General features: G+C 57.1%; 14 protein-coding genes. All 14 read left to right on the forward strand.

What is annotated here, in order from left to right; all coding sequences use genetic code 11:
* The first annotated feature begins 6 nt into the window (after positions 1 to 6).
* The 14 genes from serC to rfaD all read left to right on the forward strand — a co-directional run bounded on the left by serC (position 7) and on the right by rfaD (position 14,874).
* Positions 7 to 1,089, forward strand: coding sequence for a 3-phosphoserine/phosphohydroxythreonine transaminase (gene serC, locus QOY30_RS06200; RefSeq protein WP_283743757.1), 1,083 nt, complete (start codon positions 7 to 9; stop codon positions 1,087 to 1,089).
* A complete protein-coding gene (locus QOY30_RS06205) occupies positions 1,082 to 2,272 on the forward strand; it encodes a phosphoglycerate dehydrogenase (protein ID WP_283743758.1) in 1,191 nt (396 codons plus the stop codon). Before serC ends, QOY30_RS06205 begins: the two co-directional genes overlap by 8 nt.
* Positions 2,269 to 3,333, forward strand: a complete 1,065-nt coding sequence (gene pheA, locus QOY30_RS06210; protein WP_283743759.1) for a prephenate dehydratase — start codon at positions 2,269 to 2,271, stop codon at positions 3,331 to 3,333. The genes QOY30_RS06205 and pheA overlap by 4 nt, the downstream gene beginning before the upstream one ends.
* A gap of 24 nt (positions 3,334 to 3,357) precedes the next feature.
* Entirely contained in the window at positions 3,358 to 4,479 is a 1,122-nt protein-coding gene (hisC, locus tag QOY30_RS06215) for a histidinol-phosphate transaminase (RefSeq protein WP_283743760.1), read from the forward strand.
* On the forward strand, positions 4,476 to 5,492 hold the full coding sequence (gene aroF / locus QOY30_RS06220) for a 3-deoxy-7-phosphoheptulonate synthase (RefSeq protein ID WP_283743761.1): 1,017 nt from the start codon (positions 4,476 to 4,478) through the stop codon (positions 5,490 to 5,492). The genes hisC and aroF overlap by 4 nt, the downstream gene beginning before the upstream one ends.
* A gap of 3 nt (positions 5,493 to 5,495) precedes the next feature.
* Positions 5,496 to 6,365, forward strand: a complete 870-nt coding sequence (locus QOY30_RS06225; RefSeq protein ID WP_283743762.1) for a prephenate dehydrogenase — start codon at positions 5,496 to 5,498, stop codon at positions 6,363 to 6,365.
* A gap of 19 nt (positions 6,366 to 6,384) precedes the next feature.
* On the forward strand, positions 6,385 to 8,349 hold the full coding sequence (locus QOY30_RS06230; RefSeq protein ID WP_283743763.1) for a bifunctional 3-phosphoshikimate 1-carboxyvinyltransferase/cytidylate kinase: 1,965 nt from the start codon (positions 6,385 to 6,387) through the stop codon (positions 8,347 to 8,349).
* A gap of 67 nt (positions 8,350 to 8,416) precedes the next feature.
* A complete protein-coding gene (gene rpsA / locus QOY30_RS06235; RefSeq protein WP_283743764.1) occupies positions 8,417 to 10,126 on the forward strand; it encodes a 30S ribosomal protein S1 in 1,710 nt (569 codons plus the stop codon).
* A gap of 9 nt (positions 10,127 to 10,135) precedes the next feature.
* Entirely contained in the window at positions 10,136 to 10,423 is a 288-nt protein-coding gene (locus QOY30_RS06240) for an integration host factor subunit beta (protein ID WP_283743765.1), read from the forward strand.
* A 250-nt stretch (positions 10,424 to 10,673) separates the two neighbouring features.
* Complete coding sequence (locus QOY30_RS06245; RefSeq protein ID WP_283743766.1) at positions 10,674 to 10,979, forward strand: LapA family protein; 306 nt, start codon at positions 10,674 to 10,676, stop codon at positions 10,977 to 10,979.
* The gene (gene lapB, locus QOY30_RS06250) at positions 10,979 to 12,154 is read left to right on the forward strand and encodes a lipopolysaccharide assembly protein LapB (RefSeq protein WP_283743767.1); all 1,176 of its coding nucleotides are present in this window, start codon (positions 10,979 to 10,981) and stop codon (positions 12,152 to 12,154) included. The genes QOY30_RS06245 and lapB overlap by 1 nt, the downstream gene beginning before the upstream one ends.
* Positions 12,151 to 12,852 (forward strand): orotidine-5'-phosphate decarboxylase, encoded by a 702-nt coding sequence (gene pyrF, locus QOY30_RS06255; RefSeq protein ID WP_283743768.1) that lies wholly within the window; start codon positions 12,151 to 12,153, stop codon positions 12,850 to 12,852. Before lapB ends, pyrF begins: the two co-directional genes overlap by 4 nt.
* On the forward strand, positions 12,849 to 13,787 hold the full coding sequence (rfaE1, locus tag QOY30_RS06260) for a D-glycero-beta-D-manno-heptose-7-phosphate kinase (protein WP_283743769.1): 939 nt from the start codon (positions 12,849 to 12,851) through the stop codon (positions 13,785 to 13,787). Before pyrF ends, rfaE1 begins: the two co-directional genes overlap by 4 nt.
* Before the next feature lie 85 nt (positions 13,788 to 13,872).
* Entirely contained in the window at positions 13,873 to 14,874 is a 1,002-nt protein-coding gene (gene rfaD, locus QOY30_RS06265; protein ID WP_283743770.1) for an ADP-glyceromanno-heptose 6-epimerase, read from the forward strand.
* Positions 14,875 to 14,924 lie beyond the last annotated feature (50 nt).

The raw sequence follows: 14,924 nt of genomic DNA on the forward strand, positions 1-14,924 counted from the left end.
AGCTGCATGACGATTTACAATTTCAGCGCAGGCCCGGCAGTGTTGCCGAAAGAAGTGTTGCAGCAGGCACAGTCGGAACTCATCGACTGGCATGGCAGCGGCATGTCCGTGATGGAAATGTCGCACCGCGGCAAGGAATACATGGGCATCCATGCCCAAGCCGAGGCCGATCTGCGCGAGTTGATGGGAATCCCCGCCAATTACAAAGTGCTATTCCTGCAAGGCGGCGCGCATCAGCAGTTCTCGATGATTCCGTTGAACCTACTGCGCGGCAAGCTCTCCGCCGACTACGTGAATACCGGCGAGTGGTCGAAAAAGGCCATCGCAGAAGCCAAGAAATTCAGCTACGTGAATGTGGCGGCGGACAATAACGACAAGAAATGTACCTATGTACCCGCATTCGACACCTGGAAACTGGACAAGGATGCGGCCTACCTGCACTACACGCCGAACGAAACCATCGGCGGCGTCGAGTTCAACTGGATTCCCAATGTGGGCGATGTGCCGCTGGTGGCGGACATGTCTTCCAATATCCTTTCGCGCCCTGTGGATGTCTGGAAGTTCGGCCTGATCTATGCCGGTGCGCAGAAGAACATTGGCCCGGCAGGCCTGACCATCGTGATCGTGCGCGAAGACCTGATAGGACATGCTCCGTCAGGATTGCCGACCATGCTGGATTACAAGACACACGCCGATAACGACTCGATGTACAACACGCCGCCCACGTTTGCCATCTACATGGCCGGACTGGTGTTCCAGTGGCTGAAAAAGAACGGCGGCATCGGCGCCATGGAGCGCGCCAATATCGCCAAGGCGGAGCTGCTGTACTCGGCGATCGATGCCAGCAACGGCTTTTACAATTGCCCGGTGAGCAAGTCTGACCGTTCGCGCATGAACGTGCCGTTCACGCTTAAGGATGCGAATATGGACGGCGATTTCCTGAAACAGGCGGATGCGCGCGGTTTGCTGCAACTGAAGGGACACCGTTCCGTCGGCGGCATGCGTGCTTCCATCTACAACGCGATGCCCTTGGCAGGCGTGCAGGCTCTGGTGAACTTCATGAACGAGTTTGCCAGCCAGCATGGCTAAGGGTTTCCAGATCCTGACGCTGAACAAGATTTCGCCGACAGGCCTGAAGCGCCTGCCGGCGGGGCGCTATCACGTAGGGGACAAGGTCACACATCCGGATGCGATTCTGGTGCGATCGCACAACATGCTGGAGATGGATATCCCGTCCGGTGTGCTGGCCATTGCACGCGCAGGGGCGGGAACGAACAACGTGCCCGTGAAGAAGATGAGCGAGCGCGGCGTGCCGGTCTTCATTGCGCCTGGCGCGAACGCGAACGCGGTCAAGGAGCTGGTCATCACGGGCATGCTGCTGGCCTCGCGCAACGTCGTTCCTGCGCTGCGTTTTACATCCGGGTTGAAGGGCGACGATGCGACCATGCACAAGCTGGTCGAGGACGGAAAGAAAGACTACGCCGGGACCGAGTTGCAGGGACGTACGCTGGGTATAGTCGGCTTGGGCGCGATCGGACGCCTGGTGGCGAATGCCGCCATCGGGCTCGGCATGAAAGTGATCGGCTACGATCCGGAGATCACTGTGGATGCGGCATGGAGCCTGTCTTCGCAGGTGAAGAAGGCATCCGGCATCGAGGACCTGCTCAAGCACAGCGATTTCGTCACGCTGCACGTGCCGCTGCTGGATGCGACCCGCAACCTGATCGACGACAAGCGCGTGGCGGCGATGAAGTCGGGTGCTGTGCTGCTGAACTTCTCGCGCGATGCCATTGTCAACGAGGATGCGGTCATTGCCGGGCTGGCGAGCAATCATTTGCGCGGTTATGTATGCGATTTTCCAAGCAACAAGTCGCTATCGAATGACAAGATCATCGCACTGCCTCATCTGGGGGCTTCCACTGAAGAGGCGGAAGAGAATTGTGCCGTGATGGTGGTGGAGCAGCTGCGCGAATATCTGGAACACGGCAATATCGCCAACACGGTGAACTTCCCCAATGTTTCCATGCCGCGCGAATCGGCGTTTCGTGTGGCCATTGCCAACAGCAATGTGCCGAACATGCTGGGGCAGATATCCACTGCGCTGGCGAAAGCAAGTATCAATATTCATAACATGACCAACAAATCGCGCGGAGACATGGCTTACACACTTGTTGATACCGATACCGCACTGCCAGAAAACGTGATTGCGCAGATTGCAGCCATTCCCGGTGTGCTGATGGTGCGGGCGTTGCCGCTGGAGGCGGACGAATGAGCGAAGAGTTGAAAAAATACCGGGAAAAAATCGACCGTATCGACGACGAGTTGCTGAAGCTCTTCAATCAGCGCGCCGGACTGGCGCAGCAGATCGGCCATGCCAAGGGAAACGGCGCGGTGCTGCGTCCCGAGCGCGAGGCTCAGGTGCTGCAGCGCATGGTTCAGGCGAATACCGGGCCGCTGTCCAACCAGGGAGTGACGCAGTTGTTCACCGAGGTCATGTCGCAATGCCGCGCGCTGGAGGCCCCGTTGCGTGTGGCTTATCTTGGCCCGCACGGGACGTTCAGCGAAGCCGCGGTCTTCCAGAGATTCGGTCAGGCTACCGAAGGATTGCCCGTTGATTCGATAGATGGCGTATTCAGTGCCGTGGAAAGCGGAGCGGCCAACTACGGTCTGGTGCCGGTAGAGAATTCCACCGAGGGAGCGATTGGGCGCACGCTTGATCTGCTGCTGAACAGCAATCTCAAGATTTGCGGCGAGGTCTTGCTGCAGGTGCATCAATGCGTGCTGTCGAACGAGAATGATCTTTCGCTTATTCGTAAAGTCTATTCGCATCCGCAATCTTTCGGGCAATGCCAGGGCTGGTTGAATGCACATCTGCCGCACGCCGAGCGTATCACTGCGTCCAGCAATGCCGACGCAGCGCGCCTGGCGGCAGAGGAATCATTCGCTGCAGCCATTGCCGGGGAGCAGGCTGCGGAGCATTTCAAGCTGAAAGTCCTGGTGCCGAACATTGAGGACGATGCGCGCAACACCACGCGCTTCCTCGTCATCGGCAAGCAGGAAGTGGCGCCGTCCGGCCGCGACAAGACTTCGCTGGCGATGTCCGCCGCAAACCGTCCCGGTGCGATGCACGACCTGCTCACGCCGTTTGCGAGCAATGGCGTGTCGATGACCAAGATGGAATCGCGGCCTTCTCGCACCGGCTTGTGGGAATATGTGTTCTACGTCGATATTGAAGGTCATCAATCGGATGCCAAAGTGGCGGCTTCGTTGGCGCAGCTCAAGCAGATTGCTTCTTTCGTCAAGGTGCTGGGTTCTTATCCGGTCGCCGGCTAAACGTTTCAACAAGCAAGGTATCAAATGAATTACTGTGATTTAGCACCTTCCTATATTCGCTCTATTGCGCCGTATCAGCCGGGCAAGCCGATCTCCGAGTTGGAGCGCGAGCTGGGCATCACCGGCATCGTCAAGCTGGCCTCGAACGAGAACCCGCTGGGTGCGAGCCCGGCCGCGGTTGCCGCGATGCAGGAGGCGATCAAGACCATCGCGCTGTATCCGGACGGCAACGGTTTCGATCTGAAGGATGCGCTGGTGAAACGCTACGGTGTAACCCATGCCAACGTGACCTTGGGCAACGGAAGCAACGACCTGCTGGAACTCGCGGCGCGTGCTTTCCTGACGCCCGGCGATAATGTCGTCTATTCGGCACATGCCTTTGCGGTGTACGCGCTGGCATCGCAGGCCGTCGGTGCAACCGGCATCAGCGTCCCGGCCGCCAAAGGTTACGGGCATGATCTGCCCGCGATGCTGAAAGCAGCCAAAGACAACAAGGCGAAGATCGTGTTCATCGCCAACCCGAACAACCCGACCGGTACCTTCCTGAGTGCCGACGAGTTGGAGGTATTCCTGCGTGGCCTTCCACCCGAAATTCTGGTGGTGCTGGACGAGGCATACAACGAATATCTGCCGGAAGACAAACGCTACGACAGCGTGGGCTGGCTGAAGGAGTTCCCCAACCTGATCATCTCGCGCACTTTCTCCAAGGCTTATGGCCTGGCAGGTTTGCGCGTAGGTTATGCACTGGCGCATGAACAGGTGACGGACATGATGAATCGCGTGCGCCAGCCGTTCAACGTGAACAGCGTCGCGCAGGCGGCAGCCGTGGCGGCCTTGCGCGATGTATCCTTCGTGAAGAAGACTTTCGAACTGAACCGGCGCGGTATGCTGCAGATCACCGAAGGTTTGACCAAGCTGGGCCTGGAGTACATCCCGTCGTTCGGCAATTTCGTGGCATTCCGCATCGGCAATGCAACGGCGATGTACCGACGCTTGCTTGAGCTGGGTGTGATCGTACGCCCGATAGCAAACTACGATATGCCGGACTGGTTGCGCGTGAGTATCGGTCTGGAAAGTGAAAATGCAAAGTTTTTGTCTGCGCTTGAAAAGTGCATCAATCAGCAAGTTAATGGAGAAATCAAATGATCATCGTAATGGGCAATGAAACCACCGACGCACAAATCGACACGGTGGTAAAAAAACTGGAAACGGCCGGACTCAAGGCCAATATCTCGCGCGGTGTGGAGCGCACCGTCATCGGTGCCATCGGCGACGAACGCAAGCTGGATCCGGAAATGTTCACTTCGCTGCCGGGTGTGGAATCGGCGATGCACATCACCAAGCAATACAAAATCGTGTCGCGCGAGTCGCACAAGCAGGATACCGTCATCGACATCGCGGGTATCCCGCTGGGCGGCAACCAGATCCAGATCATCGGCGGCCCATGTTCGGTGGAGACCCAGGAGCAGATGGACTTGTCGGCCAAGTTCGTGAAAGAAGCCGGCTGCCGTCTGATGCGCGGCGGTGCGTTCAAGCCGCGCACCAGCCCCTATGCTTTCCAGGGGCACGGCGTGGAAGGGCTGGCCATGTTCCGCAAGGCGGCAGACAAATTCAAACTGCCCATCGTCACCGAACTGATGGACGTGCGCCAGATCGACGCTTTCCTCGAATACGATGTGGACGTGATCCAGATCGGTACGCGCAACATGCAGAACTTCGACCTGTTGAAGGAAGTCGGGCGCGTCAATAAACCGGTCATTCTCAAGCGTGGCATGTCGGCGACGATTTCGGAATGGCTGATGGCCGCGGAATACATCGCCGCGCGCGGCAACCACAACATCATTTTCTGCGAGCGCGGCATTCGCACCTTCGAGACTGCATACCGCAACGTGCTGGATGTGACGGCTATCCCCGTGCTGAAGAAAGAGACCCATTTGCCGGTGATCGTCGATCCTTCTCATGCAGGCGGCAAGGCGTGGATGGTTCCAGCGCTGTCGCAGGCCGCCATTGCCGCCGGTGCGGACGGTCTGCTGGTCGAGATGCACCCCAGCCCGTGCGACGCATGGTGCGATGCCGACCAGGCGCTGACGCCGGGCGAGCTGAAGAAGCTGATGGGTACGCTGGGTGCGATCGCCGGGGCGATCGGACGGACTCTGTAAGTCATGCAGCCTGCCTTTCGAAAGGTCGTCATCTTTGGCGCAGGATTGATTGGCGGGTCGTTTTCCCTGGCGTTGCGCAAGGCGGGGGCCGTGGGCGAAGTGGTCGGTTTCGGGCGCAGCTCGGCAACGCTGGAAGAGGCCAGGCAACTCGGCATCCTTGACCGCATCGGCGGCGATGTGGCGCAGGAAGTGTGCGATGCGGACATTGTTCTGCTCGCTACACCCGTGGCGCAAATGGCGGAAATATTCATCCGCATCGCCCCTCATCTTGGCGCTCACACGCTGGTCACAGATGGTGGCAGCACCAAGAGCGACGTGGTGGCCGCAGCGCGGGCGCATCTGGGTAACAAGATTGGACAATTCATTCCCGCGCACCCCATTGCGGGTGCCGAAAAGAGTGGCGCAGCTGCAGCACTGGCCGGTCTGTATCAAGGCAAGAAAGTTGTGCTGACTCCGTTGACGGAGAATTCGAAAGATGCGGTGGCACGCATCCGCAAGGCTTGGCAATCATGCGGGGCGGTAGTGAGCGAGCTGACACCGCAACAGCATGACGAAGTTTTTGCCGCAGTGAGCCATCTGCCGCACCTGCTGTCTTTTGCGCTGGTGCACGACCTGGCGCAACGCGACAACCGTGAACAATTGCTTTCTTTCGCGGCCAGCGGCTTTCGCGATTTCACCCGCATCGCGGCCAGCAGTCCCGAGATGTGGCGCGACATCAGTCTGGCCAATCGCGCAGCCTTGCTGAAAGAAGTGAAACGCTACGCGGATGAGCTTTATGTCGTATATCAGGCGCTGGAAAACAACGACGCCGCCAAACTGGAAGAGATTTTCAGCGAGGCGCGTAAAGTGCGCAGCGCCTGGACGCAACAATAATAACTACACTTCTTATAGTATGACTCAGCACGAATCTATTGATCTCCCCCCTTTGTTGTCTGCGCACGGTACCGTGCGTTTGCCCGGTTCCAAGAGCATCTCCAATCGGGTGCTGCTGCTGGCAGCGCTGGCCGAAGGTACGACGACAGTGCGTGACCTGCTGCATTCCGATGATACCGAACGCATGCTGGATGCCTTGCGCATATTGGGTGTGCGGGTCGAGTCGCTCGGCGATAACGCATATCGCATCACGGGTTGTGGCGGAAATTTTCCGAACAAAGATGCCAAACTGTTCCTCGGTAATGCGGGTACGGCGTTCCGTCCTTTGACAGCGGCACTGGCCTTATCGGGCGGCAGCTACGAACTCTCCGGCGTGCCGCGCATGCACGAGCGTCCCATCGGCGATCTGGTCGATGCATTGCGCCAACTGGGGGCAAATATTCGGTATCTTGGCAATGAGGGTTTTCCGCCATTGCAGATTTCTCCTGCGAAATTGGCTGGCGATATTGTGGAGGTACGCGGCGATGTATCGAGCCAGTTCCTGACGGGTTTGTTGATGGCATTGCCATTGGCAGGACAAACAGTAAGAGTCGAGGTGGTCGGCGAACTCATTTCCAAGCCATACATCGAGATCACGCTGGCGATGATGGCGCGTTTTGATGTACGAGTGGAGCGGCATGAGTGGCGCAGCTTTGTGGTGTTCGGCAGCCAGAATTATGTGTCGCCGCAAGAAATCTATGTTGAAGGTGATGCTTCGTCTGCCTCATATTTTTTGGCCGCTGGTGCGATTGGCGGCGGTCCGGTGAAGGTGGAAGGCGTCGGCAACGCTAGTGTGCAAGGCGATAAGCGGTTCATGGATGCCTTGGGGGAAATGGGTGCCTTGATTGACCATGGTCCGAATTGGATGGAAGCGCGTGGGCCTGCCAATGGCAAGTTGAAGGCCATCGATCTCGACTGCAACCATATCCCCGATGCGGCAATGACACTAGCCGTGGCGGCGCTGTTCGCCGACGGCACGACCACGCTGCGCAACATCGCCAGCTGGCGAGTGAAAGAGACCGACCGCATCGCGGCCATGGCGACCGAGCTGCGCAAGGTGGGTGCAACAGTGGAAGAAGGTGCGGATTTCATCCGTATCATGCCGCCCGCTTCACGCTCCTCGATCCTCAATCCCCAATCCGGTATCGATACCTACGACGATCACCGCATGGCGATGTGTTTCTCGCTTGCGGCCTTCGGCGGAGCAGGCGTACGCATCAACGATCCGAAGTGTGTCGCCAAGACTTTCCCTGAATATTTCGCCGAGTTTGCCAAAGTGACGCAGGCCGTGCCGGTGATCGCCATCGACGGCCCGTCGGCTTCCGGCAAAGGCACGGTGGCGCAGCGCGTGGCGACGGCGCTGGGCATGCATTATCTCGACAGCGGCGCCTTGTATCGTTTGCTCGGGCTGGCAGCACAAAAGCGCGGCATCGCGCTGGAAGCAGAAGATCAACTGGCGGAACTGGCCGGACAGGTTGATATCCGCTTTGAGGGTGAGGATATTTGGCTGGATGGAGCAAAAGTGGGCGACGAATTGCGCACCGAGGAAGCAGGGTCTGCGGCCTCTAAAATCGCAGCCTTGCCCAAGGTGCGTGCGGCGTTGCTGGACAAGCAGCGTGCCTTCCGGCGCGCACCGGGGCTGGTGGCTGACGGACGCGACATGGCGTCAGTGGTATTCCCGGATTCGGCGTTGAAGATATTTTTGACCGCGAGTGCCGAAGCGCGGGCCGAGCGCAGATATAAACAGTTGAAAGAAAAAGGGATGAGTGCTAATATCGCCGCCCTTTTGCAAGATATACAGGCGCGCGACAAGCGGGATACACAGCGTAGCGTGGCCCCTTTGCAACAGGCGCAAGGTGCGAGCTTGCTGGATACGACTCCTCTGAACATCGAGCAGGCGGTTCAGGAAGTGCTTAGCCGCTACCGTGCGTTGGAGTCCAAATAGAGCCTTTCTGTTTGGGTTGATTAACTAACCCCCGCTTATCACGGGATTGTCCTCAAGGTATACCAAAATGACTGCAGTTGCTGAAATGGAAAATTTTGCATCAATGTTTGAAGAGAGCCTGAACCGCAAAGAAATGCGCGCAGGTGAATTGATTACGGCCCAAGTCGTTCGCGTCGAGCAGAACGTGGTTGTGGTTAATGCCGGATTGAAGTCCGAAAGTTTTATTCCCGTTGAAGAATTCAAAGACGCATCGGGCGCAATCGAAGTTAAGGCAGGTGATTTTGTTACCGTCGCCATCGAATCCCTGGAAAACGGTTACGGCGAAACGCGCTTGTCGCGCGAGAAGGCTAAACGCCTGGCTGCCTGGATCGATCTGGAACAAGCAATGGAAGAAGGCCGCATCGTTGAAGGTTATGTCAGCGGCAAGGTCAAGGGCGGTCTGACTGCCATGGTGAACGGCATCCGCGCATTCCTGCCCGGTTCGCTGGTGGATACTCGTCCGGTCAAGGACACCACACCATACGAAAACAAGACGATGGAGTTGAAGGTTATCAAGCTGGATCGCAAGCGCAACAACGTGGTGGTTTCCCGCCGCGCTGTGCTGGAAGCGTCGCAAGGTGCCGATCGCGAGTCCCTGCTGGAGAACCTGAAGGAAGGCGCAATCGTCAAGGGTATCGTCAAGAACATCACCGACTACGGTGCATTCGTTGACTTGGGCGGTATCGACGGCCTGTTGCACATCACCGACTTGGCATGGCGTCGCGTGAAGCATCCTTCCGAAGTTCTGACAGTTGGCGATGAAGTTGAAGCCAAGATCCTGAAGTTCGACCAGGAGAAGAATCGCGTTTCCCTGGGCATCAAGCAAATGGGCGACGATCCGTGGAATGGTCTGGCACGTCGCTACCCGCAAGGTACACGTCTGTTCGGCAAGGTGACCAACCTGACCGACTACGGTTCCTTCGTTGAGATCGAGCAAGGTATCGAAGGTCTGGTGCACGTTTCCGAAATGGACTGGACCAACAAGAACGTGCATCCGTCCAAGGTTGTAGCGCTGGGCGACGAAGTTGAAGTCATGATCCTTGAGATCGACGAAGCTCGCCGCCGTATCTCCCTGGGCATGAAGCAGTGCAAGTCCAATCCATGGGACGACTTCGCGCTCAACCACAAGAAGGGCGACAAAGTTAAGGGCGCGATCAAGTCCATCACCGACTTCGGCGTGTTCATCGGTCTGGAAGGTGGTATCGACGGTCTGGTGCATCTGTCCGACCTGTCCTGGTCTATCCCTGGCGAAGAAGCCGTGCGCAACTACAAGAAGGGCGACGAACTGGAAGCTCTGGTTCTGGCCATCGACGTTGAGCGCGAGCGCATTTCGCTGGGCGTGAAGCAACTGGAAGGTGATCCGTTCGGCGGCTTCGTGTCCTCCGGTCATGACAAGGGTGCAGTGGTTACCGGCGTGGTCAAATCGCTGGATGCCAAGGGCGCTGTAGTGATGCTTGAAGGGGATGTCGAGGCTTACCTGAAGGCATCCGAAGTTTCCGCCGACCGCGTGGAAGACATCCGCAACCACCTGAAAGAAGGCGATTCCGTCAAGGCCGTCATCATCAACGTGGATCGCAAGAACCGCGGCATCAACCTGTCGATCAAGGCTTTGGACAAGGCGGATACGGCAGCTGCGATGCAGAAGTTCGCTGCTGAGAACACCAGCACGGCCGGTACGACCAATCTGGGTGCGCTGCTCAAGGCGAAGCTGGATTCCAACAAGGCTGAAGCCCAGTAAGGAGGAACGATGACCCGTTCTGATCTAATCGCCAGACTTGCGGAGCGTTATACGCAACTGCTCGGTAAGGATGCCGAGCTGGCAGTCAAAGTGATCCTCGATAGCATGTCGGCGACCCTGTCGCGCGGTGGACGTATCGAGATTCGCGGATTCGGCAGTTTTGCCTTGAACTATCGTCCGCCGCGCTTGGGGCGCAACCCCAAGTCCGGCGACAAGGTTCAGGTGCCTGCCAAATACGTGCCTCACTTTAAAGCCGGGAAAGAACTGCGCGAACGGGTGGATTATCTTTCTGCCTGATGTAGTTCGGAAGTAACTCGATTGGCGGCCTGTCGCAAGATGTGCCGCCAATTTTTTAAGGGTGCCTCAAAAATCCAAATTTCGTCGCAATACTTACGTTACTCACAAAAAATTACTCCTTACATATCACGTATATGCTGCGTCGCAATTTTTTGTTCGCGCCTTGTCTTGCTTAGAACTTTGAATTTTTGAGGCATCCTTTTCTGTTCATGCTATCGTTGCGCACCGATTTAGAAGCGATAAAGTCATCATGCGATACCTGATCTGGTCACTGCGTGCCGTGTTGTTCCTGCTGCTACTGGGCTTTGCGGTGAAGAACGACCAACCCGTCGTACTGCGATATTTTTTCGGCTATGAATGGCAGACTTCATTTGTCGTCGTGCTGCTGTGTTTTTTTGTGCTCGGTGTGTTCATCGGCCTTGTGGCAATGTTGGCCACGCTGCTTCGGCAACGCCGCGAACTCTCCGCGGTAAAACGTGAACTGCAGTTGAAAAACAAATTGTCCGAGATCGATGCGCAGCGTTACCCCATCCAACCTCCCGAGATATTGAACTGATGGATTTTGAACCCTGGATGTTGCTGGTGTTTCCCCTGTTTTTCGGCATGGGATGGCTGGCAGCGCGTATCGATATAAAGGAATTGATCACGGAATCCAGCGCCTTGCCGCGCTCGTATTTCCAGGGACTGAATTTCCTGCTGAACGAACAGCAGGACCAGGCTATCGAAGCCTTCATCGAAGTAGTCAAGGTCGATCCGCAAACGGTCGAGTTGCACTTTGCGCTGGGCAGCCTGTTTCGACGTCGCGGAGAAGTGGATCGCGCTATCCGTATGCACCTCAATCTGGTTGAGCGGGCCGATTTGAGCGAAGACAAAAAACAGCAGGCCTTGTTCGAATTGGCGCAGGACTATCTGAAAGCGGGCATTCTGGACAGGGCAGAAGAAGCTTTTCATAACTTGCATGGGACGCTGTATGAAAAGGAAGCGCTGGATTTCCTGCTGGAGATATACCAGAAAGAAAAGGACTGGCTCAAGTCCATCGATATCAGTCAGCGGCTGACCGCGCTGACCGGTGAGCCCCACGGCAAGGAAGCGGCCTTCTTTTTTTGCGAGCTTGCGGCAAGCGAGCTAACCGGCAAACAAACCGATGCGGCCATGGTACATCTGGAACAGGCGCTCAGCGTCAACCCGCAGAGCGTGCGCGCCAGCATCATGCTGGGCGACATCGAGCTGGCGGCAGGCAATGTTTCGCGCGCCATCGAGACATGGAAGCACGTCGAACAGCAGGATGCGCAATATTTGCCACTGGTGGCCGAGCACGTGCTGCAAGCCTATCGCCAGAGCGGCGATGAAGCGGCAGGCGTGGCCTTGCTGCAGTCCTGGCTGCAAAAGTACCCTTCGCTGGACCTGATGAACGTGTTGTTCAGCGTTCTCGTGCAGCGCGATGGGCCGGAAGCGGCTTATCTCATGGTGCGCAACGAACTGAAGCGAAATCCAACACTGCTGGGGCTGGATAAGTTGCTGGAAGCCCGGTTGCTGGATATTGCCGGCGAACGCCGAGCCGATCTTGTGCTGGTGAAGGACCTGATTTTCCAGCGTACGCGCGGGCTGGCCATGTATCGCTGCAAGCATTGCGGTTTCAAGGCACGTCAGTTCTATTGGCATTGCCCGGCCTGTCACAGCTGGGAGAGTTACTCGCCGAAGAGAAGCGAGGAGAACGGGGTGGCAATATGAGCGATGCGAAAATCATCGTTGCGCTTGATTATTCACAAGCCGCACCGGCGCTGGCTTTGGTAAAACATCTGGACCCGGCGTTGTGCCGCCTCAAGGTGGGCAAGGAATTATTTACTGCTGCCGGGCCGCAATTGGTCGAGAAACTGCAGAAGCGCGGCTTTGATGTATTCCTCGATCTTAAATTCCACGACATTCCCAACACAACGGCGCAAGCCTGCAAGGCTGCCGCAGCATTGGGTGTGTGGATGGTGAACGTGCATGCGCTGGGCGGCAAGCGCATGCTGGAAGCGGCGTGCGAAGCACTGGCGAATGTCGAACATCGCCCGAAGCTGATCGCTGTCACCATTCTTACCAGCATGGCACAGGAAGATCTGCACGGCATCGGTATCAATGCCAGTGCGGCGCAGATGGTGCCGCTTCTGGCCGGCCTCGCGCGCGACAGCGGCCTGGATGGTGTAGTGTGTTCCGCGCTCGAAGCACCTATGCTGCGTCAGCAATATGGCAAGGATTTCTGCCTGGTTACCCCGGGTATCCGCCCGGCCAATGCGGCTGCCGACGACCAGTCGCGCATCATGACGCCGCGCGCGGCACTGGAAAGCGGGGCGAGCTATCTGGTCATCGGACGCCCGATTACACAGGCGCCGGATCCGCTATTGGCTTTACAGGAAATCATTCGAGAGATAGGAGAGTTGGCATGAAGCTGCCATCGTTCGATAAGGCGCGGATATTGGTGGTCGGCGATGTGATGCTGGACCGTTACTGGTTCGGCGACGTGACACGCATCTCGCCGGAAGCGCCGGTACCTGTATTGAAAGTGAGTCGTGTGGAAGAACGTCCCGGCGGCGCAGCCAATGTGGCCCGCAATATCGCATCGCTGGGGGCGCATTGCACTTTGCTGTCGGTGGTTGGCGCGGATGAGGCGGGGGATTGCCTGCAGCGATTGCTGACCGAGCAGGGCGGAGTCGAAGCAATGCTGCATCGGGATGCCAGCATCTCGACTATTGTCAAACTGCGTGCCATTGCGCGGCAGCAACAATTGCTGCGCATCGATTTCGAAACGCCGCCCAGCCACGAGGTGTTGAATGCCAAGCTGGCAGATTTCCACACCAAGCTGCCGCTGGCCGATGTGGTGATCCTCTCGGACTACGGCAAGGGCGGACTGGCGCATATCGCCGAAATGATCAAGTCGGCACGTGCGGCTGGCAAGCCGGTGCTGGTCGACCCCAAGGGCGATGACTATGCGCGCTATCAAGGCGCAACGTTGCTGACACCGAATCGCAGCGAGTTCCGGGAAGTGGCGGGAAACTGGAAGAGCGATGCAGAACTGAGCGCTAAAGCGCAAAAGCTGCGGACCGATTTGAAATTGGAAGCATTGCTGGTCACGCGCAGCGAAGAAGGCATGTCGCTGTTCCGCGAGCAGGATGTGTTGCACGAACCGACCCATGCGCGCGAAGTGTTTGATGTCAGCGGTGCGGGCGATACCGTCATCGCCACGCTGGCGGTGATGCTGGCGAGCGGCGCCGACATGCCGGATGCCGTGCGCATCGCGAACCGTGCGGCGGGCGTTGTGGTGGGCAAGCTGGGCACGGCCGTTGTGTCGCGCGAAGAGATACTTCAGGATATGAAGAACTAGGATTCAGGATACGGGATACAGGATACAGCAGAACTGCTTGTACCCTGCATCCTGTGTCCTGTATCCCGAAAACTGGGAGAAAAACATGTACTACGTAGTCACCGGCGCCGCTGGTTTTATCGGATCGAACCTGGTCAAGGCGCTGAACGAGCGCGGTGAGACCAACATCATCGCCGTCGATAACCTGGGGAACAATTCCGACAAGTTCAGGAATCTTGCCGATTGCGAGATCGCCGATTACCTGGACAAGGAAGACTTCGTTGGACTCTTGCAGGACGGTTCCTTTGACGGCACCATTGCGGCGATATTGCATGAAGGCGCCTGCTCCGACACCATGGAACTCAATGGCCGCTACATGATGGAGAACAATTACCGCTATTCGCTGGAAGTCCTGAATCACTGCCAGAACGAGGATGTTCCCTTTCTGTATGCCTCTTCCGCCTCGGTATACGGCGGCGGCGGAGTGTTCAAGGAGAGTCGCGAATTCGAGTCCCCGCTCAACGTCTATGCCTATTCAAAATTTCTGTTCGATCAGGTAGTGCGTCGTCGTTGGGCGCACCGCACATCCCAGATTGCCGGATTCCGCTACTTCAATGTGTATGGCCGGCGCGAGCAGCACAAGGGGCGCATGGCCTCGGTGGCCTATCATTTCTTCAACCAGTACCGTGCTGACGGATTCGTGAAACTGTTCGAAGGGTGCGACGGTTATGAAAACGGCGGTCAGTTGCGCGATTTCGTCTCGGTGGAAGATGTGGTCAAGGTCAACATGTTCTTTCTCGATCACCCCAATAAATCCGGCATTTTCAATCTCGGTACGGGCAATGCGCAGAGCTTCAATGATGTGGCGGTAGCGACAATCAATACATTGCGTGCAGCGAAAAATGAAGCGGCATTATCGCTGGAGCAGATGCTTCAGCAACAACTCATTCGTTACATCCCTTTCCCGGATGCGTTGCGCGGCAAATATCAAAGCTACACACAGGCCGACATGGCTGCCCTGCGCGAGATTGGGTATACGCAACCTTTCCTGACCGTAGAGCAGGGTACGGAGCGTTATGTGAATCAACTCTTGAAACAGTCAATCTGATATTGGCTGCAGCGTTTGTGTAATCTGGGGTAATTTTCGTTTACTTGAAA

Source organism: Sideroxydans sp. CL21 (genome assembly GCF_902459525.1).
Lineage (GTDB): Bacteria > Pseudomonadota > Gammaproteobacteria > Burkholderiales > Gallionellaceae > Sideroxyarcus.

Excerpts from the sequence above, each read along its gene's own strand:
- pheA (WP_283743759.1), top strand. The coding sequence starts at position 2,269 with ATGAGCGAAGAGTTGAAAAAATACCGGGAAAAAATCGACCGTATCGAC.
- pyrF (WP_283743768.1), top strand. The coding sequence starts at position 12,151 with ATGAGCGATGCGAAAATCATCGTTGCGCTTGATTATTCACAAGCCGCA.
- QOY30_RS06245 (WP_283743766.1), top strand. The coding sequence starts at position 10,674 with ATGCGATACCTGATCTGGTCACTGCGTGCCGTGTTGTTCCTGCTGCTA.
- serC (WP_283743757.1), top strand. The coding sequence starts at position 7 with ATGACGATTTACAATTTCAGCGCAGGCCCGGCAGTGTTGCCGAAAGAA.
- QOY30_RS06230 (WP_283743763.1), top strand. The coding sequence starts at position 6,385 with ATGACTCAGCACGAATCTATTGATCTCCCCCCTTTGTTGTCTGCGCAC.
- QOY30_RS06205 (WP_283743758.1), top strand. The coding sequence starts at position 1,082 with ATGGCTAAGGGTTTCCAGATCCTGACGCTGAACAAGATTTCGCCGACA.
- aroF (WP_283743761.1), top strand. The coding sequence starts at position 4,476 with ATGATCATCGTAATGGGCAATGAAACCACCGACGCACAAATCGACACG.
- rfaD (WP_283743770.1), top strand. The coding sequence starts at position 13,873 with ATGTACTACGTAGTCACCGGCGCCGCTGGTTTTATCGGATCGAACCTG.
- hisC (WP_283743760.1), top strand. The coding sequence starts at position 3,358 with ATGAATTACTGTGATTTAGCACCTTCCTATATTCGCTCTATTGCGCCG.
- lapB (WP_283743767.1), top strand. The coding sequence starts at position 10,979 with ATGGATTTTGAACCCTGGATGTTGCTGGTGTTTCCCCTGTTTTTCGGC.
- rfaE1 (WP_283743769.1), top strand. The coding sequence starts at position 12,849 with ATGAAGCTGCCATCGTTCGATAAGGCGCGGATATTGGTGGTCGGCGAT.
- QOY30_RS06240 (WP_283743765.1), top strand. The coding sequence starts at position 10,136 with ATGACCCGTTCTGATCTAATCGCCAGACTTGCGGAGCGTTATACGCAA.
- rpsA (WP_283743764.1), top strand. The coding sequence starts at position 8,417 with ATGACTGCAGTTGCTGAAATGGAAAATTTTGCATCAATGTTTGAAGAG.
- QOY30_RS06225 (WP_283743762.1), top strand. The coding sequence starts at position 5,496 with ATGCAGCCTGCCTTTCGAAAGGTCGTCATCTTTGGCGCAGGATTGATT.